The 22630-nt window shown below is 45.3% G+C and carries 17 protein-coding genes; 11 read left to right on the forward strand and 6 right to left on the reverse strand.

Going from position 1 to position 22630, the window contains the following annotated elements:
* Nucleotides 1-102: 102 nt before the first annotated feature.
* Entirely contained in the window at nt 103-783 is a 681-nt protein-coding gene (locus tag L0992_02135) for a TIGR00153 family protein (protein ID XGB67532.1), read from the reverse strand.
* Between the two features lie 207 nt (nt 784-990).
* Between L0992_02135 and L0992_02140 the strand changes: the two genes are divergently transcribed.
* Nucleotides 991-2508, forward strand: coding sequence for an inorganic triphosphatase (locus tag L0992_02140; GenBank protein XGB67533.1), 1518 nt, complete (start codon nt 991-993; stop codon nt 2506-2508).
* 51 nt (nt 2509-2559) lie between these two features.
* On the opposite strand, the gene L0992_02145 is transcribed toward L0992_02140, so the two are convergent.
* Nucleotides 2560-3309: a potassium channel family protein gene (locus L0992_02145; protein ID XGB67534.1), complete on the reverse strand. Its 750-nt coding sequence runs from the start codon at nt 3307-3309 to the stop codon at nt 2560-2562.
* 97 nt (nt 3310-3406) lie between these two features.
* Here L0992_02145 and L0992_02150 point away from each other — a divergent pair, with 97 nt between their 5' ends.
* From L0992_02150 to hldE, 3 genes are all read left to right on the forward strand, one after another.
* On the forward strand, nt 3407-4663 hold the full coding sequence (locus tag L0992_02150) for a methyl-accepting chemotaxis protein (protein ID XGB67535.1): 1257 nt from the start codon (nt 3407-3409) through the stop codon (nt 4661-4663).
* Between the two features lie 212 nt (nt 4664-4875).
* The gene (gene glnE / locus L0992_02155; GenBank protein XGB67536.1) at nt 4876-7725 is read left to right on the forward strand and encodes a bifunctional [glutamate--ammonia ligase]-adenylyl-L-tyrosine phosphorylase/[glutamate--ammonia-ligase] adenylyltransferase; all 2850 of its coding nucleotides are present in this window, start codon (nt 4876-4878) and stop codon (nt 7723-7725) included.
* A gap of 120 nt (nt 7726-7845) precedes the next feature.
* Entirely contained in the window at nt 7846-9276 is a 1431-nt protein-coding gene (gene hldE, locus L0992_02160) for a bifunctional D-glycero-beta-D-manno-heptose-7-phosphate kinase/D-glycero-beta-D-manno-heptose 1-phosphate adenylyltransferase HldE (protein ID XGB67537.1), read from the forward strand.
* Between the two features lie 98 nt (nt 9277-9374).
* Here the strand turns inward: hldE and tolC are convergent, their stop codons facing one another.
* Nucleotides 9375-10703, reverse strand: coding sequence for an outer membrane channel protein TolC (gene tolC, locus L0992_02165; GenBank protein XGB67538.1), 1329 nt, complete (start codon nt 10701-10703; stop codon nt 9375-9377).
* A gap of 227 nt (nt 10704-10930) precedes the next feature.
* Here tolC and nudF point away from each other — a divergent pair, with 227 nt between their 5' ends.
* From nudF to parC, 6 genes are all read left to right on the forward strand, one after another.
* The gene (gene nudF / locus L0992_02170; protein XGB67539.1) at nt 10931-11560 is read left to right on the forward strand and encodes an ADP-ribose diphosphatase; all 630 of its coding nucleotides are present in this window, start codon (nt 10931-10933) and stop codon (nt 11558-11560) included.
* Between the two features lie 4 nt (nt 11561-11564).
* A complete protein-coding gene (locus tag L0992_02175) occupies nt 11565-12005 on the forward strand; it encodes a DUF1249 family protein (GenBank protein ID XGB67540.1) in 441 nt (146 codons plus the stop codon).
* Nucleotides 12006-12063: 58 nt separating this feature from the next.
* Nucleotides 12064-12888: a 3',5'-cyclic-AMP phosphodiesterase gene (cpdA, locus tag L0992_02180; protein XGB67541.1), complete on the forward strand. Its 825-nt coding sequence runs from the start codon at nt 12064-12066 to the stop codon at nt 12886-12888.
* A complete protein-coding gene (gene yqiA / locus L0992_02185; protein XGB67542.1) occupies nt 12888-13493 on the forward strand; it encodes an esterase YqiA in 606 nt (201 codons plus the stop codon). Before cpdA ends, yqiA begins: the two co-directional genes overlap by 1 nt.
* Nucleotides 13494-13732: 239 nt before the next feature.
* Nucleotides 13733-15613 (forward strand): DNA topoisomerase IV subunit B, encoded by a 1881-nt coding sequence (gene parE, locus L0992_02190; GenBank protein XGB67543.1) that lies wholly within the window; start codon nt 13733-13735, stop codon nt 15611-15613.
* 3 nt (nt 15614-15616) lie between these two features.
* The gene (gene parC, locus L0992_02195; protein XGB67544.1) at nt 15617-17875 is read left to right on the forward strand and encodes a DNA topoisomerase IV subunit A; all 2259 of its coding nucleotides are present in this window, start codon (nt 15617-15619) and stop codon (nt 17873-17875) included.
* Between the two features lie 117 nt (nt 17876-17992).
* Here parC and degS read toward each other — a convergent pair whose 3' ends face one another.
* From degS to L0992_02210, 3 genes are all read right to left on the reverse strand, one after another.
* A complete protein-coding gene (gene degS, locus L0992_02200) occupies nt 17993-19057 on the reverse strand; it encodes an outer membrane-stress sensor serine endopeptidase DegS (GenBank protein XGB67545.1) in 1065 nt (354 codons plus the stop codon).
* 158 nt (nt 19058-19215) lie between these two features.
* On the reverse strand, nt 19216-20571 hold the full coding sequence (locus tag L0992_02205) for a Do family serine endopeptidase (protein XGB68668.1): 1356 nt from the start codon (nt 20569-20571) through the stop codon (nt 19216-19218).
* Between the two features lie 127 nt (nt 20572-20698).
* Complete coding sequence (locus L0992_02210; protein ID XGB67546.1) at nt 20699-21154, reverse strand: DUF1043 family protein; 456 nt, start codon at nt 21152-21154, stop codon at nt 20699-20701.
* A 220-nt stretch (nt 21155-21374) separates the two neighbouring features.
* Between L0992_02210 and L0992_02215 the strand changes: the two genes are divergently transcribed.
* Nucleotides 21375-22478 carry an AFG1 family ATPase gene (locus L0992_02215; GenBank protein XGB67547.1) on the forward strand — a complete coding sequence of 368 codons (1104 nt, stop codon included), beginning with the start codon at nt 21375-21377 and terminating at the stop codon, nt 22476-22478.
* The last annotated feature ends 152 nt before the right edge of the window (nt 22479-22630 follow it).

A 22630-nucleotide genomic window follows, 5' to 3' on the forward strand; every position in this document is an offset into this window, starting at 1 on the left:
GCGGAGCAAATTTAGACGCAAAAAACCGCTCAGCGAGAGAAATACTCAGCGCATAAGTGGTTTGTTCAAAAAGTGCTCTTCGTTATATGGTTAACGTATGATTTAAGATCGAGAAAGCATTACTTCAAGACGAGCGCCTACACGCTGTGCTTGATCTGCAATACCACCAACCCATTCAAGAATTTTGTATAAGAACATGATATCAACTGGATTCAGACCGTCTTCGATCGCCATCAATTGTTGGCGTAATTCGATCTGCATCGCATCCGTGTCATCTTCAATTACATCTAATTGATGAATCATTTCAGCAACGAGTGTTACTTCGCGGCCTTTAAAGCCAGTTTCAAGTAATTCGTCTAGTTCATTGATTACGTTTTGTGCTTGGTTCGCTGCATCTAGACAACGTTTAACGTAAGCGATGAAATTTTCTTGTAGAGGAGCAGGAATGACAAGTTGACGACCATATACACGGCCAGCAATGTCTTTCGCTAGGTTTGCTAGTTTGTCTTGCTGCGTTAATAGCTCCAACATATCGGTGCGATCAACAGGCATAAACAAACCACGAGGAAGTTTAAGGCGAATTTCACGTTTTAGTACGTCAGCTTCTTTCTCAAGGTGAGAAATTTGAGCTCGAATTTCAGCTGCTTTTTCCCAGTCACCCTTTGAAGAAACTTCAAAGAAATTAACTAGGTGAGAACAACATTCGTTCACGCATACTACGTGACGCTGCAAAGGTTTAATTGGGGACTTTGCAAATAACCCCATAATTGTATTTACTGGCATGGTCATCCAACCTAATAAATAATAACCTTAAAACAACATACACCATATTCATGGTGAAATGTTAAGCGATGGCTACAAAGTCGCGCATGTTAACCTAATCAATCTCTCATTAAAACTGTTTTAGATCATCATAAGGGCGATATTTCTGACTTGCCGAGTTTTTAAATTGGCAATATCCTGTCCCTATCTTCACAGAAAGGTATAACTATGGAAACCGAGATAGAACTGAAGTTTTTTGTTTCTCCTGATTTTTCAGAGACTTTACGCAATAAAATTGCTGAAACTAAAGTACTTCAGCACAGTTGTCGCGAGCTAGGTAACATCTACTTTGACACCCCTGACAACTGGCTACGTAAGCACGATACAGGCTTGCGCATTCGACGCTTTGATGACGTATTTGTACAAACCGTAAAGACCGCAGGACGCGTCGTTGCTGGCTTGCATCAAAGGCCGGAATACAACGCTGAACATGACAGCAATGAGCCTAAGCTCGCCCTGCACCCAGAAGATATCTGGCCAGCAGGTAAAGACATCGAAACGCTGCAAGCTGAGCTTACACCTCTATTCTCTACTAACTTCACTCGTGAGCAGTGGTTGATTGGTATGCCAGATGGTAGCCAAGTTGAAGTGGCTTTTGACCAAGGCTTTGTTGAATCCGGCGACCAGCAAGAGCCAATTTGCGAAGTCGAACTGGAGCTTAAATCCGGTCAAACCGATGCTCTATTTACACTGTCTCGTCAATTCTGCGAGCAAGGTGGTATGCGCCTAGGTAATCTCAGCAAAGCTGCTAAGGGTTACCGTCTTGCTCAAGGTTATCAAGGAGATGAAGTTACTCCTTTGACCTTAGTTGATACTGACAAAAGTGACACCGTTGAATCGTGTTTCATTCAATCTTTAGAGCATGCTCTCGCTCATTGGCATTATCACGAGCAGATTTTTACTGAGCGTCAGTCGATTGAAGCGTTGCATGAGATCAGTCACTCGCTGAGTTTTATTCGCCAAACCTTCACTATCTATGGTGGCATTGTTCCAAGACGAGCAAGTGCGATTTTACGCCAAGAGTTAAAGTGGCTTGAGCAAGAGCTTGAGTGGCTAAAAAGCTATGACCACTTCGAAGATTTACTGGAAGATAAAGGCCATGTGCTGCGTAAACTCGATGCGCGTAAGTTTTTGGTGGCTGAGCTGAAAGAGATGCAAGAGCAACTTCCAGATCGTGAAGACCTGCTTACCTTGTTGAGTTCGGCTCGTTACACCGGTTTATTGCTAGACCTGAGCCGCTGGATCCTATCTCGTGGTTGGCAGCCTTTCCTAGATGAAAAAGCGCGTGAGCAAATGGCTCGTGGTATCGAATGGTTTTCGGTGAAGCAGCTTGATCGCACATGGGCGGACTTGATGGAAGCTTTCCCACCTGAACGTGTGATGACCAGCCAAGCGTATATTGATCAGCAATACCGTTTAATGCGTAATCTATACTCGGGTGTGGGTTTCGCAAGTTTATACGATGACGATGAGCGTAATAGCTTCCGTCTGCCATGGGCTGATATGGTGCAAGGTATTGATGACTTGCTGGCACTTAAAACATTAGAGCCGTTAACTGAGAAGTTAGAAGGTGATGAGAAGGTTCAGCTAGAGCGCTGGTTGGCTCGTCAAGAGGTCTCTATCCTGCATGCGATGGAACAGACACGTCAAATCAGTGTAGAGGTTGAGCCATACTGGCAAGACTAACCTCAACACCAGTATCAATATAACTATGAATTTGAAAATAGGGCTTCGGCCCTATTTTTTTGTTTGTTTTTCCAGAGCATCTAGCCGGTCAAGTATCAGTTGTTGCTGTTCTAAAATCTTATCTAACTTGCGCTCTTTGTTTTCTCGTTGTTGATTTTGAAGATCAGTCGGAGAGGTAATCAGAGAGGTAATCAAGCCTGAAATCATACCGAATACACCTACTCCACAGATGATCACCATCGAAGCCACTAATTGACCCGAAGTCGTCACTGGGTAATGGTCGCCATAGCCTACAGTACTGATGGTCACAAACGCCCACCATAAAGCATCATGACCCGTAGTGATGTTGGCATTGGGATCTTTGTGCTCCAACAGTAAGATCGTGCCAGCGCCGATAGTCAGCAAGATCACCAATAGCAGAATGATCGAGGCGAAGGTGGTCTCTTTACGATTGCGAAATAGCTCTCTGAATACTCGTTTACTTGAACGCAGAACGAGGATGACACGCAGGATCTGAAAAATGCGAGCGAAACGAAGCGGTTCGACCATAGGGATGCTTGCCAAGAAATCGATCCAGTGTACTTTTAGGTATTCTTTCTTGTTTTGTGATCTGAATAGATCAATCGTGAGCTGAAAAAGAAAAACACTACAGATTATAAAATCGAGGCCGATAAGGACTTGTTTCGATTCTTTATCAATCGGCGCAAACAACAAGCCAGAGATCACAAATAACGCTAAGAAAGAGAGAATCAGTGATAATAAGCTCATCGGCTTGGTTGTGTCTTTGATACTATTTAACATTCATACGAGGCTCAAAATAAATCGCGAACTGTGACTCCAATAGCCATCTCGCGGATATAGAAGCCATCAATATATAAGAGTTAATGGAGAACTGACAATGACTAAACTGTCATTCAAGCCGTGGGAAAGGGTAATCTCTGACGTTCGTCTCGTTCCAAAAATGGTCATGCTGATGATATTCAGCACTATCTTGATCATTTCGAAGCAGCTATGGGACGCGAGCACGTTTTACGATTCATTGCTTGCAGTAACGAACAATGCGCAAGTTGCACAGCAGCATTACGAGACTTACCTAGTTCAAGTGGTTTGGCAAACAGCCTTGATGATCATTGTGTTTGTGGTTCTTCTATTAGCAGCGGCGCGAGTGATGCTGCGCCAAACCCAATACCTAAGCGATGCAATCAAAACCATGGCAGACAAGAACCTGTCAGTGCCAATTCACATGGATTGTAAAGATGAATACGGCGACGTAGCACGCGAGCTTGAGAAAACACGAGTTCAACTGCACGACATGGTTAAAGCTCAGGTTGCATCCTCAGATGAACTGTTTGCTTTGACAGAAGTGATGACCATCAGCATGTCAGAAACTAAAGAGTCGGCTCAAGAAGAGTTCAACGAGATCGATCAGCTGGCAACGGCAATGAGCGAGATGACCTCTACGGTTCAAACGGTGGCTGAGCACGCACAAAGTGCTTCTTCTCTAACAGAGCAGGCATCAGGCCAAGCGTTGACGGGGCAGAAGTTCGTTCAGGGCTCTGTGTCTAAGATGAGTGAACTGTCTTCAGATATCGCAGCATCAGCGGCAGCGGTAAACCAAGTTGAAGAGCGCGTTGATTCAATCGGCAGCGTAGTGGGTACTATCCAAGGTATTTCAGAACAAACCAACTTACTGGCACTAAACGCAGCGATTGAAGCGGCGCGTGCTGGTGAAGCGGGTCGTGGTTTTGCGGTTGTTGCCGATGAGGTTCGTAACCTTGCACAACGTACGCAACAAGCGACGGTAGAAATTCAAGATATGATCAGCCATCTACAAACCAGTGCAAATTCAGCTGTAGAGTTGATGGAAAAGAGTGTTGTCGAAGCGGCTGAAGGTGTGGATCTGGTGACCAATGCGGGGTCTGAGTTGGATGGTATCGTAAGCCAAGTAAACCAAATCAATGACATGAACTTCCAAATCGCAACCGCCGCAGGCCAACAAAGCAGTGTTGCTGAAGAGATGAGCGTTAACCTGACCAATGTTCGAGAACTGGTTGAAGCCTCTGTCGTCGTGGTTGGTGAGCTTCTCGAGACTTCTCAGCTTATGGAAAGTAACGCGCAAGAACTCGACGGTAAGATTAAGCAATTTAAGGTATAGCTTTGCGTTCTAAATCCTTATTGCTAGAGCCTATTTTCTAAAGAGAAAGGCCTAACTTGATAAGTTCACTGATAAAACGCCCACATTGCTAATGTGGGCGTTTTTTATTGGCGTAACTTTGGTATAACTTATCTTTAGTTTTAAAACTCGCTATTGAAGACTAGAACCGATAACCCGAACGTTCGTCGCGCAGCTTAATACAAGGAAGAAACATGCCATTGCCTTCTCAACTCGTCACTCATTCACAGTCTGCTTTTGAGCAATTGCTAGAACATCAAAGTGAAGCCATTAGTACTTGGTCTGAGCCACTTATTGAAGATCTCAAACGTGTATTGGGCTTGAGTTGCTTTGTGGGTGATTGTTTACAACGCGACACGATCTTATCCACGACCTTACCGGATATGTTGGCATGCGAAGAACGCGCTGAAGGGTATCGTGGACGATTGGCTGAATTACTTTCTGGTTGTGCTGATGAGATGAGCGGTCAACGAGTGTTGCGTCAATTCCGCAACCGAGAAATGACCTATATTGCGTGGCGTGACTTCATTGGTTCTTGGGAGTTAGAACAAAGCCTAAATCATCTATCGATGTTGGCTGAGGCGATGATCTTCGAGACCTATCAATGGCAGTACGATATTTGTTGTAAAGAGTGGGGCACACCATGCAATGAGCAGGGTGAAGCGCAGCCGATGCTGATCATTGGTATGGGTAAGCTAGGTGGCGGTGAGCTCAACTTCTCTTCTGATATCGACCTGATTTTTACCTATCCTGAGAACGGTGAAACCCAAGGTGCAAGACGCAGCATTGCCAATGCACAATTCTTCACGCGTTTAGGGCAGCGCATTATCAAAGCGCTCGACCAGCAAACCTTTGACGGATTCTGTTATCGCGTCGACATGCGCCTGCGCCCATTCGGAGAGAGTGGTCCATTGGTAATGAGCTACGCAGCATTGGAAGATTACTACCAAGAGCAGGGGCGTGATTGGGAGCGCTATGCGATGGTCAAAGCGCGAGTGATGGGTAGCGAAATGTACCCTGAATATCAAGAGCTTCGCCAGATGCTGCGCCCGTTTGTCTTCCGTCGTTATATCGATTTCAGTGCGATTCAATCTTTGCGTCGTATGAAGTCAATGATCAGTAGCGAAGTGCGCCGTCGTGGTTTATCAAACAACATCAAGCTGGGTTCTGGTGGTATTCGTGAGGTTGAGTTTATTGCGCAAGTTTTCCAATTGATCCGTGGTGGGCGTGAACCTAGCCTACGAGGTCGAGGGCTGTTAGAAACCCTCACAGCTATCGAGGCACTGCATTTACTAGAAACAGAAGAGGTGGGTCACCTGCGTGATGCTTACCTGTTCTTACGTCGTCTTGAAAACCTACTGCAAGCGATGGCTGATAAACAAACTCAAACCCTGCCTGATGGGGAGTTCGAACAACTGCAACTCGCGGTCGCTATGCAATTTGCTGATTGGGATAGTTTGATTACCGCAACTCGCGCTCATATGGCTAATGTACACACCGTGTTTGAAGATTTGATTGGGGTTGATGAAGAAGACGCTAACCCTATCGCGAGCCATTTTAGTGAGTTGTGGGATATGGCACATAAGCCGGATGTTATTGAGCATGTATTAGAGCATGATATTGCTATCGCCAACCCACCAGAGGCGGCGAAAACCATCATCCAGTTTAAAGCAGACTTGGCGAAGAAGACTCTGGGTCCACGAGGACGCGAAGTTCTTAATCGACTTATGCCAAAAGTCTTTCAGGCTTTGTATACCGCTAAGGATGCAGAATTTGGCTTGTCTCGAGTGCTTCATTTACTGCATAAAATCGTTACACGTACCACTTACCTAGAGCTATTGGACGAACACCCTGCTGCGCTGACTCAGCTTGTGCGTTTATGTACCGCTAGCCCTATGATCTCGGAGCAGCTTGGTCGTTACCCAATTCTATTAGATGAACTTATCGACCCTCAACAGCTCTATAATCCAGTGCCGCTCGAGTCTTACAAGACGGAGTTGCGTGATTATCTTGCACGTATTCCTGAAGACGATATGGAGCAGCAGATGGAAGGTCTGCGTCAGTTCAAACAGACCTGCATCTTGAGAATAGCCGCAGCTGATATTGCGGGCGTACTGCCTGTGATGAAGGTCAGCGATCACCTGACATACTTGGCCGAAGCGATTGTAGAGGCGGGTGTTAACCAAGCTTGGCTGCAGGTGTCGGCTAAATTCGGTGAACCGACTCATGTGAAAGATCGCGAAGGTCGCGGTTTTGCGGTTGTTGGTTACGGCAAGGTCGGTGGTTGGGAGCTTGGCTACAACTCAGACCTAGACATTGTGTTTATGCACGACTGTCCGGTACACATCTATACTGATGGTAAGAAAGAGATCGATGGACGCCAATTTTACCTAAGATTGGCTCAGCGCATTATTCATATTTTCTCGACCAGAACCGCTTCTGGGATTTTGTACGAAGTCGACACTCGCCTGCGTCCTTCTGGTGCTTCAGGTTTGTTGGTTAGCCCAACTGATGCCTTTGATGAGTATCAGCATAATGACGCGTGGACGTGGGAGCATCAAGCACTGACTCGTGCTCGCATGATTTATGGTGATGACCTGTTAGCGTCTGCGTTCAATAAAACACGTCATGAAGTGCTGTGCTTGGCTCGTGATGAAGCGACGCTTAAAAAGTCTGTTGTGGATATGCGTGAAAAAATGCGTGGCCATCTTGGTGGTAAAAAAGTCGATAGATTCATGCTGAAACAAGATGCGGGTGGTATTACCGATGTTGAGTTCTTGGCTCAATACTTAGTACTGCGATACAGCAATGAAAAGCCTAAGCTGACTCGCTGGTGTGACAATGTGCGAATCTTTGAAAGCCTACTGTCACAAGGAATCATGGACGAGCAACAAGGTATGGCATTGACCAACGCCTATACAACACTAAGGGATGAAATCCATCATCGTAATCTACTCAACCTAGATGCGGATGTAGCGATTGATAAGTTTGAAATGGAAAGAGAACATGTAGTTCAAGCTTGGAAGCAGTGGATGGAAGCATAAGTTGTCTTTTGCTTATCTGTCACAGTGCCTATCGAGATAGGTTTTACTCATTTTTATATGGTTTAGCCACTGTAATCAGTGTGCTAGACTCTAGCCAGATTCGATTTTTGGAGTTCAACAATGAAACCAATTCTACCTGACTACAGCCAATCAGGTGTTCTTATTGTCGGTGACGTCATGCTTGACCGCTACTGGTATGGTCCAACTGGCCGTATTTCACCAGAAGCACCTGTACCCGTTGTAAAAGTAGAAAATAACGAAGAGCGCCCTGGTGGTGCTGCCAACGTTGCAATGAACATTGCCTCTCTTGGTGGTCATGCTCATGTTGTTGGTTTAACTGGTAAAGATGAACCTGCCGAGGTGTTAAAAAATACCTTGGGCGCACTTAAGGTTAAGTGTGATTTCGTTGAGCTAGAAGACTACCCGACGATCACTAAGCTGCGAGTGATGAGCCGTGGTCAACAGTTGATCCGTCTTGATTTTGAAGACAAATTTGAAAATACGGATCCTGAACTGGTTTTATCTCGCATGGAACAAGCGCTTCCTAATGTTCGCTCTGTAATTCTGTCAGATTACGCGAAAGGTGCGTTGGAGCATGTGCAGAGCTTTATTCAAAAAGCGCGTGCGGCTAACGTTCCTGTATTTATTGACCCGAAAGGTGCTGATTTAGAACGTTATCGTGGTGCGACTCTGCTTACGCCAAACATGGCAGAGTTCGAGCTGGTGGCTGGTAAGGTTAAATCAGAAGAAGACCTTATCGAGAAAGGCATCGCTTTGATTGAGAAGTATGACTTCAAAGCTTTGTTAGTGACTCGTAGTGAGCATGGTATGACGCTACTGCGTAAAGGTCAGGCACCATTCCATTTGCCGACTCAAGCTAAAGAAGTGTATGACGTGACGGGTGCTGGTGATACGGTTATCTCTGTCCTTGCTGCTTCTGTTGCTGCTGGTAAGCCACTGGATGAAGCGTGTGCATTAGCGAATGCGGCTGCTGGTGTGGTCGTTGGTAAGCTAGGTACATCAACACTGTCTACGATTGAATTAGCGGAAGCGATTCACGGTAGCCAAGACACAGACTATGGCGTGATCTCTGAAGCAGCACTGGTTGAAGCGGTGAAGCGTGCTCGTGCCAAAGGCGAGAAAGTGGTGATGACTAACGGCTGTTTTGATATTTTGCATGCTGGCCATGTTTCTTACATGAACCACGCTGCTGAATTAGGCGATCGTTTGATTGTTGCAGTGAATACTGATGATTCTGTAAAACGCTTAAAAGGCCCTGGTCGCCCTGTGAACCCTACCGATCGTCGTATGGCGGTTCTGGCTGGTCTAGGTGCGGTTGATTGGGTGGTTCCGTTTTCTGAAGATACGCCTCAACGTTTGATCTCTGAAGTGTTGCCAAGCATCCTAGTTAAAGGTGGCGATTACAAACCTGAAGATATTGCTGGTGGCGCAGAAGTGATTGCTGCTGGCGGTGAAGTGAAAGTGCTTAACTTTGAAGACGGTTGCTCGACTACTGAAATCATTAAAGCGATCAAAGGCGGCCGAGGCTAACCTTTGCTCTTTTAGCTTCTATGTTAGCTTTTGAATAGATAATAAAAATGCCGCTCAATGAGCGGCATTTTTGTAACTGTAACGTAAGTAATTCTGAATTACTTGCTTGCTACTTTTAGACCTGCGTTTACATCAACAATGTCTTGTTCACTTAGCGTACCAACCGCTTGGCGAAGCTGAAGTACACTTAGGATGTAGTTGTAACGAGCATCTGAAAGGTTTTTGTTCGCATCGTATAGACGACGAGTTGAATCTAGTACGTCAACAATCGTACGAGTACCCACATCAAAACCAGCTTCTGTTGCTTCTAGAGCTGACTGAGCAGACACTACAGATTGTTCGTAAGCGCGTAGAGCACCAATCGAAGCACTGATGTTGTTGTTGAATGCACGTACGTCTTTCACAACGCTACGGTAAGTCGCTTCTAGATCTTCACTTGCTGCAACGTAGTTGTATTCAGCCTGTTTAGTTAAAGAAGTTGTGCTACCACCGGTATAAAGCGGTACGTTTAAGTTAATACCAACATTGAAGTCGTTTGTTGTACCGTCGGAAGTTGCACTTGAACCAATATCAGTATAATCATACCCACCATCAAGTGTTAAAGATGGTAAATGGCCTGAGCTCTGAAGAGAAATATTGTCTTTCGCGATATCTTGTGAGATACGAGCAGCCAATAGGCTAAGGTTCTTTTCTTCAGCTTGTTCAACAAGTGCAACAGCAGATTCAGAAGATTTGCTTGCTGAGAAACGATCAGTATCTAGGATGCTTAGGTTAGAGTGTTCCTGACCTGTAATCTCACGTAGACCTTCGTAGCTATTCGTTAGGTCGTTCTCTGCAAGAACTTCATCAGCCAAAACGCCATCGTACTGAGCTTGTGCATCATGTACATCGGTAATCGCTGAAAGACCAACTTCAAAACGTTGCTTAGTTTGTTCTAGTTGACGAGCAACGGCTGCTTTTTCTGCACGAACAAACTCTAGGTTATCTTGAGCTCTCAGTACTTCGAAGTATGCTGTCGCAACACGAAGGATCAAAGCTTGTTGCTCTGCCGCGTAAGCTGAATCAGATTGACGAGCAGTTTTCTCTGCCGTGTCTAGTGTGATCCAAGAAGAACGTTGGTAAAGCTCTTGAGAAAAGCTAATACCAGCAGTTAATGCATTTCTATCGTTGTCGTTTGTAGAACCTGCATCAAGCTCAGTTTCCCCACGAGTTAAATTGTATCCCGCCGTTAGATTGATTTGCGGTAACAAAGAGCTACGGCTTGACGTCACTGCTTCAAAAGCGGCATCGCGCTGCGCTGCTGAACGAAGAAGTTGTGGATCGTTCTGTTTTGCTTGGTCGTAAACTTCAGCTAGCGTATCAGCAAAAGCTGACGAACTCAGGCTGCCAATTGCTGCACTGATAAATAGTGGAAGCAGTTTTTTCATTTTCCTATTCCTGCCTTTTATGGAATTTTCTTTAAAAGAGTTTAACCCAGTTTGGTGGTAATTTACTCGAAACTTTGCACTTTTTTACAGTTAACTGTCCACTTGTGCAATATTTATTTTTTAAAACTTAACTTTAATTATAAATTTTATATAAAAAGTTGAACCTTATCCTTGGTAGTTAACTCGGACAATGAGTAAACTATAAAGATCACTTAGTGAGGTACCAAATGCAACAGTATGACAATCAACGACATGAGTTTACTCCGCAAGATGTGGAAATAGTCTCAAAAGAGACGCTGTTTCGTGGTTTTTTCAAAATGGTTAAGTACACATTTAAACATAGACTGTTTGAGGGAGGCTGGAGCCAACCAATACAGCGTGAGATGTTTGAGCGTGGTCATGCTGCCGCTTTGCTACCTTATGATCCCGTGCGTGACGAAGTGGTGATCGTCGAACAGATCCGTGTCGGTGCCTTAGAGCATAAAAACCCATGGCAATACGAAATTGTTGCCGGGATCATTGATACCGATGAATCACCGCAAGACGTTGCTCGTCGCGAGGCGATGGAAGAAGCGGGAGTCGAAGTCGGATCTGTGTTGCCTATTACTTCGTATTACCCTTCATCTGGTGGTTGCTCAGAAAAGCTCGACGTTTTTGTTGGCTCTGTTGATGCAACGACTGCAAAAGGGGTACACGGATTGGATTACGAAGGTGAAGACATTCGTGTACAAGTGATGAGTCGCGCAGCCGCTTATCAGTTAGTAAAAGACGGTGTGTTTGAAAATGGAGCCACGATCATTGCGCTACAGTGGCTACAATTGAACTACCAAGAATTACAGTCAGAGTGGATAGATTAACGTCATGCCAAATATAGCGGTCAAAAAACCGTATCATGTTGATCTTGCTGAATTGATGCGAGTTTACGAGACTAACTATGCCAAACTTAACGCTTTGTTACCGGTTGGGCATGAGGTTGGTGACGTGCGCTGTTACCAAGCCGTTAATATGGTGTATCAATTGACAGTGAATGAGGTCACAAAATACACCACATTAATAGATATATGTCAGAGTGACGCGATGCCAGTGTTTCCTTTGCCAAAAATGTCTGTCAGGCTATATCACGACGCTCGAGTTGCAGAAGTGTGCGCTAGCGGGGATTTTTCGCGTGTCAAAGCGAAATATGACTATCCCAACACTAAGCTTCTGCAAAAGGACGAGAAATTTCAATTGAATAAATTTCTTGGGGAATGGTTAACGTTTTGTTTAAAAACTGGTATCAGCCGAACCCCAATTGCCTTTTAATTGAGCCAATTTAAGAACACTTTAAAGTCTAAACAGTAACGTATCTGGATTTGTTATTTTGGAATTATCACACACTTCAAAATTTGATGAGAGCAGTATTAAGCTTGTACAGCTAACGGACACGCATTTATTTGCGCCGAGCAATGGCAGCTTATTAAGCATCAACACTCAAGATAGCTTTCGTGCTGTAGTCGATGGCATTGTTAGTCAGGACTTTGACTACCAAGCGATCTTAGCGACGGGTGATATCTCGCAAGATCACAGTGCTGAGTCTTACCAGAAATTTGAATCAGGGATTCAGCCTTTAGAAAAGCCTTGTTACTGGCTTCCGGGCAACCATGACTTCAAGCCGAATATGGGTAGCGTTTTACCATCACCACAAATTCAATGCGTTGAGCATGTCTTGCTAGGTGATAACTGGCAGATGGTGATGTTGGATTCCCAAGTCGTGGGTGTACCTCACGGGCGACTGAGTGATCAACAACTTGATCTACTCGAGCAAAAACTATCAGAATTCCCAGATCGCAACACCTTGGTTCTATTGCACCATCATCCGCTTTTGGTTGGTAGTGCATGGTTGGATCAACACAACCTTAAAGATGCTGACCAGTTTTGGGATGTGGTTCAACAACACACCAATGTGAAAGCCGTGTTGTGTGGTCATGTTCACCAAGACATGAATCGAGACCATCATGGTGTACAAGTCATGGCAACACCGTCGACTTGTGTTCAATTCAAACCTAACTCGAATGACTTTGCGGTGGATACTTTGTCTCCAGGTTGGCGAGAGATTGAATTGCATCAAGATGGCACGGTGACCACGCAAGTTCGCCGTTTACCTCATGGGCAATTCCTACCTGACTTTGCTGCAGGCGGTTATTAATGACTGGCTCCGAAAAACAAACCACTAAGCCATCACTGCTTCTTTATATTCACGGGTTTAACAGCTCATCACGTTCCCACAAGGCGACGGTGATGGCCGATTACTGTGCAGAGCATCGCGCTGATATCAAGGTGATTACCCCTCAACTGCCAAGTTTCCCTCAGCAAGCAGCACTTCATTTGCAACAGCTGGTGGAGCAATATAAAGATCAGTACCAGATCGCATTAGTCGGCAGCTCGTTAGGTGGCTACCTTTCAACATGGCTTAATAGTCACTATGGTTTTAAAGCGGTTGTGGTTAACCCAGCAGTGAAGCCGTATGAGTTGTTGGCTGATTACTTAGGTGAGCAAGTAAACCCATACACAGATGAACGATATGTACTGGAAACAAAGCATATTGATGAATTGAAGGCGTTAGATGTGCCGGCTATCAAAAAGCCGAGCGACTTCTGGCTACTTCAGCAAACGGAAGACGAAGTTCTGGATTACCGACAAGCGGTAGAGAAGTACCAAGGTGCAACACAGACAGTAGAAGAGGGTGGGGATCATAGCTTTGTTGATTTTGAACGCTACCCACAGCAAATCATCACCTTTCTAAATCTTTAATCTGTTCCACCAATCGAGTGATTTTCTCTTGTTTGCCTGTTATTTCATCTATCAATGGTGAAATATCATAGTTTGATGTCTTAGTTTTTGAACTAGCTTGACATCATTACTCAGCTTCCAGACTATATTCCCCAATACTTCGCTCGTTCGCTCTACTATGACGGTTCATAGTAATGATTCTGCTTTAGTGAAACTAGAGCCAGCGAACTGACGCAAACTTTTTGAGTAAACTCCGTATTATGACTGAACAATATAATGCAAAAGACCTCGAGGTACTTGAAGGTCTCGACCCCGTGCGACACCGCCCGGGAATGTATACCGAGACAGAAAGACCTAACCACCTTGCCCAAGAAGTCATTGATAACTCGGTCGATGAAGCACTAGCGGGACACGCTAAGAAGATCAAAGTTGTGCTTCATGCAGACCAATCGTTAGAAGTTACCGATGACGGCCGTGGTATGCCCGTTGATATCCACCCTGAAAAAGGGATCTCAGGTGTTGAGCTGATCTTAACCAAGCTCCACTCTGGCGGTAAATTCTCAAACAACAACTACAAGTTCTCTGGTGGTTTGCACGGGGTAGGTATCTCGGTTGTAAACGCACTATCAAAACGTGTTGAAGTGACCGTTCGCCGAGAAGGTCAGGTTCATGAGATCGCACTTGAAGGTGGTCATGCCGTAACAGAACTGACTGTAACAGGTACTTGTGGTCATCGTAACAGCGGTACATCAGTCCATTTTTGGCCTGATCCAAAATACTTCGACAGCCCAAAATTTTCGACACTTCGCCTTATCAACAACCTACGCGCAAAAGCAGTACTTTGCCCAGGTTTAGAAATCACCTTTGTCGATAAAGTTGGTGGTGAAGAGCATAAATGGTTCTATGAAGATGGTCTAAAAGACTACCTTGCTGAAGGCGTGAAAGGTTATACCTTGTTGCCAGAAGAACCTTATGTGGGTGAATTCGTTGCTGAAACGGAAATGGCTAACTGGGCTATTATCTGGCAACCAGAAGGCGGTGATATGATCACCGAGAGTTACGTGAACTTAGTACCGACCAAGCAAGGTGGTACACACGTAAACGGTCTTCGCCAAGGTCTGCTTGATGCAATGCGTGAGTTCTGTGAATTCCGTAATCTACTGCCACGTGGCGTAAAGCTAACGGGTGACGACATCTTCGATCGTTGTTCATACGTTCTGTCTGTGAAGATGCAAGACCCTCAGTTTGCTGGTCAAACAAAAGAGCGTTTATCTTCTCGTCAAACCGCAGCGTTTGTCTCTGGTGTGGTAAAAGATGCCTTCAGCCTATGGTTGAATGAAAAACCGCAACTGGCGGAGCAACTGGCTGAAGCTTGTATTGCCAATGCTCACCGCCGTATGCGCGCGAGCAAAAAGGTTGTGCGTAAAAAAATCGCATCAGGCCCAGCTCTACCGGGCAAGCTAACTGACTGTTCGGTTCAAGATTTAAGCCGTACCGAAATCTTCTTCGTGGAAGGGGACTCGGCAGGTGGTTCTGCTAAGCAAGCTCGCGATCGTGAGTTCCAAGCGGTAATGCCACTGCGCGGTAAGATCCTAAATACGTGGGAAGTGTCAGCAGACCAAGTTCTGGCTTCACAAGAAGTGCACGACATCTCTGTTGCTTTGGGTATTGACCCTGACAACGACGATTTATCAGGCCTGCGTTACGGTAAGATCTGTATCCTTGCCGATGCGGACTCGGATGGTCTTCACATCGCAACACTTCTATGTGCGCTATTCACTCGTCACTTCAGCGCATTAGTTGAAGCGGGTCATATCTATGTAGCAATGCCACCACTGTATCGTATCGACTGTGGTAAAGAGGTGTTCTACGCATTGGATGACGATGAAAAAGATGGCGTGCTTGAGCGTTTGTCTAAGAAGAAATCCAAAATCAACGTACAACGATTCAAAGGTCTGGGTGAGATGAACCCACTTCAGTTGCGCGAAACCACCATGGATCCAAACACTCGTCGCCTTGTTCAATTAACCATTGATGACAACGAAGCGACTCTTGAGATGATGGACATGCTGCTAGGTAAAAAGCGTGCTGATGATCGCCGCACATGGCTACAGACTAACGGTGATATGGCCGAGGTATAATGGATGTCTAACGAAATTACATTTGATGGCGTTGAACAGTTGCCAATGCGCAAGTTCACCGAAGACGCCTATTTAAACTACTCAATGTACGTGATCATGGATCGTGCATTGCCTTATATTGGTGACGGCCTTAAGCCCGTTCAGCGCCGTATTATCTATGCGATGTCTGAGCTTGGTTTATCTGCCGCTTCGAAATATAAAAAATCAGCACGTACCGTTGGTGACGTACTAGGTAAGTATCACCCACACGGTGACTCTGCTTGTTATGAAGCGATGGTTCTAATGGCGCAGCCGTTTTCTTACCGCTACCCACTGGTAGATGGTCAAGGTAACTGGGGAGCTCCGGATGATCCGAAATCATTTGCTGCGATGCGTTATACCGAAGCGAAACTGTCTAAGTTTGCTGAAGTTCTGCTGGGTGAGTTAGGCCAAGGTACGGTCGAATGGCAACCAAACTTTGATGGCACGATGAAAGAGCCACAAATGTTGCCAGCACGTTTGCCTCATATCCTACTGAACGGTATCACGGGTATCGCGGTAGGTATGGCAACCGACATTCCACCACACAACGTGCGTGAGATTGCGGACGCAACCATTAAGCTGATTGATAGCCCTAAATCTGAGCTATCGGATATCATGGAAAGCGTGCAAGGTCCTGACTATCCAACAGAAGCTGAGATCATCTCTCCGAAGTCGGATATCGAAAAGATCTACAAAACAGGCCGCGGCAGCATCAAGATGCGCGCAGTTTGGCACAAAGAAGGCTCTGATATTGTTATCACGGCTCTGCCTCATCAAGTGTCAGGCGCTAAGCTGCTTGAGCAAATCGCTAACCAGATGCGAGCTAAGAAGCTACCAATGGTTGACGACTTGCGTGATGAGTCGGATCACGAGAACCCAACGCGTATCGTAGTAGTTCCTCGTTCGAATCGTATCGATTGTGATCAACTGATGAGTCACCTATTTGCTTCGACGGATCTAGAGAAGAACTTCCGTGTTAACTTGAACATGATTGGCTTAGACAATCGTCCTCAAGTTAAAGGTCTGGTTCAAATCCTAAAAGAGTGGATTGAGTTCCGACGCACAACCGTTCGTCGTCGTCTGCAATACCGTCTAGACAAAGTATTAGCTCGCCTACACATCTTAGAAGGCTTGCTGGTTGCTTACCTCAATATTGATGAAGTGATTGAAATCATTCGTACAGAAGACGAACCATGTCCTGTGCTGATGAGCCGCTTCAATATTACTGAGACACAAGCGAACGCTATCTTAGACATTAAACTTCGTAACTTAGCTAAGTTAGAAGAGTTTAAGATTCGTGCCGAACAAGAAGAGCTTGAAGCGGAACGCGATAAGCTTGAAAAACTACTGGGTTCTGAGCGTCGTCTAAACACCCTGATCAAGAAAGAAATCCAAGCGGATGCCGAGAAATATGGTGACGATCGTCGTTCTCCATTGGTTGAACGTGCAGAAGCAAAAGCGCTAACAGAGCGTGACCTTGTTCCTAGTGAGCCAATCACGGTTGTGCTGTCTGAGAAAGGTTGGATTCGTCATGCGAAAGGGCATGAGGTTGACGCTGAGGGCTTGAACTACAAGTCTGGCGATAAATTCTTAGCAAGCGCTAAGGGTAAGAGTAACCAACAAGCGGTGTTCCTTGGTAGTGATGGCCGAAGCTATTCCCTTGAGTCTCATTCATTACCGTCGGCACGAAGCCAAGGTGAGCCGATTACAGGCCGCCTGAACGTGAGCCCAGGTACTTCTATTCGCCAAGTGGTGATGGGAGAGAATGAGCAGCTATGGTTAGTCGGTTCTGATGCCGGATACGGCTTTGTTTGTAAGGGCAGTGATCTGCTTTCGAAGAACAAGAGCGGTAAAGCGTTAGTTAACTTGCCACAGTCTTCTGAAGTGATGATGCCGAGCCCGATTGCTGATTTGGACAGTAACCAGATTCTAGCGATTACTAACCAAGGGCGTATGTTGTTGTTCCCGATTAAAGACCTACCTCAACTGAGCAAAGGTAAGGGTAACAAGATCATCAACATCCCTTCTGCGAAAGCAAAAGAGCGTGAAGAGTTTGTATCGCACTTGATGGCTATCCCTGAGAACGCGACGCTGACTATCTACGCAGGCAAACGTAAGCTTGGTTTGAAACCATCGGATCTTGAAAACTTCCGTGGTGAACGTGGTCGTCGTGGTGGGTTACTGCCGAGAGGGTTGCAACGAGTGACTCGTATTGACATCGATGAGCCAAGTGAATCATAGAGACGCTTGATACCATCTTCGGATAAAATTAAACCCAGCTTGATAGCTGGGTTTTTTGTATCTGTATTCTTTTGTATTCGTACTTTAGCCGTTTGAATCGCTAGCTTTAGAATTGCTCTACAAACGAGTATCTTCAGCGATGGTGACCTTAAGAGTCTTGTTCTCACCTTGGCGTAAAATACCGACATCAATAACCGTGCCTGGACGTAAATCAGTAACAATGTCCATCACGCTCTGACGTCCATTAACTTGGGTGTTGTTGATGCTAACAATGATATCTTGCGCTTCAAAGCCTGCATCAGCAGCTGGCCCGTTCGGGTCTATGCCTAATACAACAATCCCGCCAATGTTCTTGGTACCGAGTAAGCGTGACGTGACTGAATTGATGTCTTGCCCGTCGATACCGATATAACCACGAATGACACGACCATCTGCGATGATCTTCTCCATGATTTTATTAGCCAGTGGGTAAGGGATAGCAAACGAGATCCCGTAGGTTTCCATATCCGTAGCTTGCTGGAAAGAAGCGGTGTTGATACCGACTAACTCACCTTGTGAGTTAACCAGTGCACCACCAGAGTTACCTTCATTAATCGCCGCATCGGTTTGGATAAAGGCTTGATGTCCATCGGCACTGATCGAAGAGCGCCCCGTTGCTGAGATGATGCCGAAGGTTGTTGTTTGGCCTAGGTTATATGGGTTACCGATCGCCAGTACCACATCACCGACATTAGCTTTGTAGCTTGGGTTTAATGGGATTACTGGTAGGTTGTCACCGCTGACTCTCAGTATCGCGATATCGGTACGCTTGTCTGAGCCGACAAGTTGTGCTGCAGCGACTCGGCCATCTTGAAGTGCCACTACGATTTGGTCAGCCTGAGCAACCACGTGGAAGTTAGTAATGATATAGCCTTTTTCGCTGACAATTACTCCTGAACCCAAACCTTGAGTCAGCAGTTTGTTGCGATCGCTTTCTGCGTATTTACGGCTATAAATATTGACCACAGCTGGCGCCGCGCGGCGTACAGCTTGATTAAATGAAATCTGAAGCGAACCGATGTTATCCACCTTAGGGCTGGTAACATCAGAAACAATAGCGGGTCTCAAGCTTGGAAATGCAAGAAGAATAAGCGCCGCTGAAACAAGTCCAAGGGAAATAGAACGAAATAGAAAGGACAGCATGTTTCCCTCTTCAACAAGTAAGGTGTGAAGCCTCCGTAGATGGATGACTGACTTGATTACTAGTGAAGCATAGCATTTTGATTCATCTAAAGAAAAGGGAGACTGAGTAAGTTTAAAGCAAACTTACCGAGCCTCCCTGTTATTACGCTGACGTATGGCTATCTAATAACGAGGTAGATAGTTCTGTCGCCACGTTGGATATTTAGCGCTAGTACGCCCGGTTGTTTCTCAAGAATCTCTCTAAATTCAGCCAAGTTCTTAACGGTTTGGCGATTGACGCCAATAATGATGTCGTCTTTGAGAAGTTGATAAGCCTCTGCTGGTGAGCCTTGAGCCACACTTGACACCTTCACGCCCGTTGCTGAGTCGCTGTCTGTTGTGTTGGTAAGTTCAGCTCCAGCAAGCCCTTCATGGAGTTTTTCAGCTTGTGTCTTGCTGTTAGTCGATTCACCAAGAGTTACGTCAAAGGTCTTACTCTTTCCATCGCGAACTACACCAAGTTCAATTTGTTTACCCGCACCTAGAGTTGCGACCTTGGCTCTTAGCTCGCTAAAGGTATCAATGCGCTTACCGTTGATAGAGACAATAATATCGCCCGCTTTCAGGCCTGCTTTATCTGCGGCACTGTCAGGTACAATTTGGCTAACGAAGGCACCTTTACTGGATTCATAACCTAGTGCTTCTGCCAGTTCAGAGGTGACTTCTCCGCCTTGAACACCAAGCATGCCACGTTTTACTTCACCGAAATCGAGGATTTGTTCTGTCAGGTTTTTCATCATATTGGATGGGATTGCAAAGCCGATACCGACGTTACCTCCGTTAGGGCCAAGGATGGCTGTGTTGATACCAATCAGTTCACCGTTGAGGTTCACTAGTGCACCCCCAGAGTTACCGCTGTTGATTGCTGCATCGGTTTGAATGAAGTTCTCAAAGTTTTCTAGGTTTAGGCCGCTACGACCGAGCGCAGAAACAATACCGGATGTCACGGTTTGCCCGAGCCCAAATGGGTTACCAATTGCCACACTAAAATCACCGACTCTTAGCTTGTCTGAGTCTGCGACTTTTATCTGGGTAAGGTTTTTCGCTTCTTCGAGTTTAAGTAGTGCGATATCTGACATCTGGTCGCCACCGATAAGCTCGGCATCGTATTCTCGACCATCATGAAGTTTTACTTTGATATCGTCGGCACCATTAATCACATGGTAGTTAGTCACGATATGGCCTTTCTTGGCATCAATGATTACACCAGAGCCTAATCCGCGGAATGGGCGTTCTCGTGTTTGTTCGGGACCAAAAAAGAATTGAAATTGTTCAGGGATTTGCTGACGTTGTACCTGTTTGCCTTCTACGGCAATACTAACCACAGCGGGGGTCACTTGTTCAAGCATAGGCGCGAGGCTTGGTAATTGTTCGTTACCCACACTTAATGGCAGTGCGGCCGTTGCTTGAATGGGGGTGATGATTGAACTTAAGCTTAAAGTCAGTACTGATAAAGCAAGCAAAGGTTTTTTCATCATAAACTCCTCTCTAGTTAAGGTCTTACCCCTCTCAATACGTGTAATAAGTATGAGAAGTTTCAAATGACCTGAGTGAAAGTTATGACTCAAAAACCTTTGTAAAGTTCACAGAAGTGTTAAATGTTTATGATGCTTTTGCTGTCACTACATCAGGAGCATCAATGATCTCTTTCTTCTGTTCTGTAAATAAACCGGTTGCGCCATTCGCGTAATCTTTCGGTTGTTCCTCAAGTGTCGCTTCTTTAATTGAAGGCTTATCTTGTGATTTGTCCGAATGAGCCGCGGCTGTTTTCACAAACGGGTTGTCTTGCTCTGGCAGGTTAGGAATCAGCTCTGAGCTTGTTTTTTCCATGTGTTGGTACAGTTTCGTGTAGTCCTTACCTAAGGTGTCCAACATTTCTGCTGATTTCGCAAAGTGGTCAGCCAGCTCTTGTCGCTGCTGTTCCAGGGCAAACTTTGCGCTATCCAATTCTTTCTGTACGTTCTTTTGTTTTTTGTATTCAGGTGTCATAAGACGAGAAATAGCGACCCCTAAAATAACTCCGACTAGTAAACCGGCAACGGCATACATCCAAGGCATAACAGCTCCTTATTATTGTTTTTTAACATGTTTGTTACTGCTTAGTTACACGTGCTACGGCTCCATGGTACTATGAGAAAGCCGCAGTATAAAGAGAAATGCGTGTGCGCTACTTAGCAGTTTAGTGCTGCATTATTCACCGCATTACTTAATCTATCGTACTGTCGGAGCCCATTTTTATTTGCTGTCTGAATATCGCTTTCATTGTGGAAATGTCGTCATGAATCCCATCAAAAAATACGAACAAGATATAAAAGAACATGGATTTCAAAGAGATCCAGCACAAGAGCAAGCAGTTAAATCTTTAGATGAACTCTTTCATCAATTCCAAGATTACATGAATACGCCCATTCCTCAACTGACTCGATTCCAGAAATTATTGGGTAAAAAGCCAGAGCTGCCACAGCCACCGAAAGGTCTCTATTTTTGGGGCGGTGTAGGACGCGGTAAAACTTATTTAATGGATACGTTCTACGATGCCTTACCGACCACTAAAAAAATGCGTGTTCACTTTCACCGCTTTATGTATCGAGTGCATGATGAGTTGAAGGCACTAGGTAACGTTAGCGACCCATTGCCTTTGGTTGCGGATAAATTGAAAGAAGAGGCGGATATTATCTGCTTCGATGAATTTTTTGTTTCCGATATTACGGATGCCATGATCCTAGGGACCTTGTTCCAAGAGTTGTTCGCTCGAAACGTTATTTTGGTCGCGACCTCTAATATTCCCCCTGCGGATCTATATCGTAACGGGTTACAGAGAGCGCGTTTCTTACCGGCCATTAAGCTAATTCAAGACAACTGCCACATTCTTAATGTTGATAGCGGCATTGATTATCGCCTACGTACCCTAGAGCAGGCTGAAATTTATCATTACCCATTGGATAGCCAAGCGAATATCAACCTAGAAAAATATTACGCACAATTAGTCGGTGAAGATAAAGAGAAGCTGAAGCAGATTGAGGTTAACCACCGTCAATTAGATGTAGTCGAAGCGAGTGATGGTGTGCTGCATGGTACTTTTGCTCAGCTTTGTCAGTCGGCTCGTAGCCAGAATGACTACATTGAGCTCTCACGTGTTTACCATACCGTTCTGTTGGCTGATGTATTGCAAATGGGCGCGACTTCAGATGACGCAGCGAGACGTTTTATCGCGTTGGTGGATGAGTTCTACGAGCGTAATGTGAAATTGATTATTTCAGCGGAAGTTGAGCTAGAAAAATTGTATACCCATGGGCAGCTAGAGTTTGAATTTAAACGTTGTCAGTCGCGTTTAATCGAAATGCAGAGCCATGAATATTTGGCAAAAGAACACTTAAGTTAGCTCTGATTATCTCGAATAAGAAATAGAATTAAAAAAATCGTGATTTTGTTCAAAAAGAGGTGATTTTTTCTTCGCTCTTCTCTATAATCCTGCGACCTACCGTTACTGCGGGCCTCTAGCGATGAGTAAAATCACGTTATGCCAAGAGTTTT

Source organism: Vibrio pomeroyi (genome assembly GCA_041879425.1).
GTDB lineage: Bacteria > Pseudomonadota > Gammaproteobacteria > Enterobacterales > Vibrionaceae > Vibrio > Vibrio pomeroyi_A.

What these genes read in the sequence shown, in the direction of transcription:
- degS (XGB67545.1), bottom strand. Translation starts at nt 19,057, where the DNA reads ATGCTGTCCTTTCTATTTCGTTCTATTTCCCTTGGACTTGTTTCAGCG.
- L0992_02150 (XGB67535.1), top strand. Translation starts at nt 3,407, where the DNA reads ATGACTAAACTGTCATTCAAGCCGTGGGAAAGGGTAATCTCTGACGTT.
- L0992_02215 (XGB67547.1), top strand. Translation starts at nt 21,375, where the DNA reads ATGAATCCCATCAAAAAATACGAACAAGATATAAAAGAACATGGATTT.
- L0992_02140 (XGB67533.1), top strand. Translation starts at nt 991, where the DNA reads ATGGAAACCGAGATAGAACTGAAGTTTTTTGTTTCTCCTGATTTTTCA.
- L0992_02145 (XGB67534.1), bottom strand. Translation starts at nt 3,309, where the DNA reads ATGTTAAATAGTATCAAAGACACAACCAAGCCGATGAGCTTATTATCA.
- hldE (XGB67537.1), top strand. Translation starts at nt 7,846, where the DNA reads ATGAAACCAATTCTACCTGACTACAGCCAATCAGGTGTTCTTATTGTC.
- L0992_02205 (XGB68668.1), bottom strand. Translation starts at nt 20,571, where the DNA reads ATGAAAAAACCTTTGCTTGCTTTATCAGTACTGACTTTAAGCTTAAGT.
- yqiA (XGB67542.1), top strand. Translation starts at nt 12,888, where the DNA reads ATGACTGGCTCCGAAAAACAAACCACTAAGCCATCACTGCTTCTTTAT.
- glnE (XGB67536.1), top strand. Translation starts at nt 4,876, where the DNA reads ATGCCATTGCCTTCTCAACTCGTCACTCATTCACAGTCTGCTTTTGAG.
- nudF (XGB67539.1), top strand. Translation starts at nt 10,931, where the DNA reads ATGCAACAGTATGACAATCAACGACATGAGTTTACTCCGCAAGATGTG.
- tolC (XGB67538.1), bottom strand. Translation starts at nt 10,703, where the DNA reads ATGAAAAAACTGCTTCCACTATTTATCAGTGCAGCAATTGGCAGCCTG.
- parE (XGB67543.1), top strand. Translation starts at nt 13,733, where the DNA reads ATGACTGAACAATATAATGCAAAAGACCTCGAGGTACTTGAAGGTCTC.
- L0992_02210 (XGB67546.1), bottom strand. Translation starts at nt 21,154, where the DNA reads ATGCCTTGGATGTATGCCGTTGCCGGTTTACTAGTCGGAGTTATTTTA.
- L0992_02135 (XGB67532.1), bottom strand. Translation starts at nt 783, where the DNA reads ATGCCAGTAAATACAATTATGGGGTTATTTGCAAAGTCCCCAATTAAA.
- parC (XGB67544.1), top strand. Translation starts at nt 15,617, where the DNA reads ATGTCTAACGAAATTACATTTGATGGCGTTGAACAGTTGCCAATGCGC.
- L0992_02175 (XGB67540.1), top strand. Translation starts at nt 11,565, where the DNA reads ATGCCAAATATAGCGGTCAAAAAACCGTATCATGTTGATCTTGCTGAA.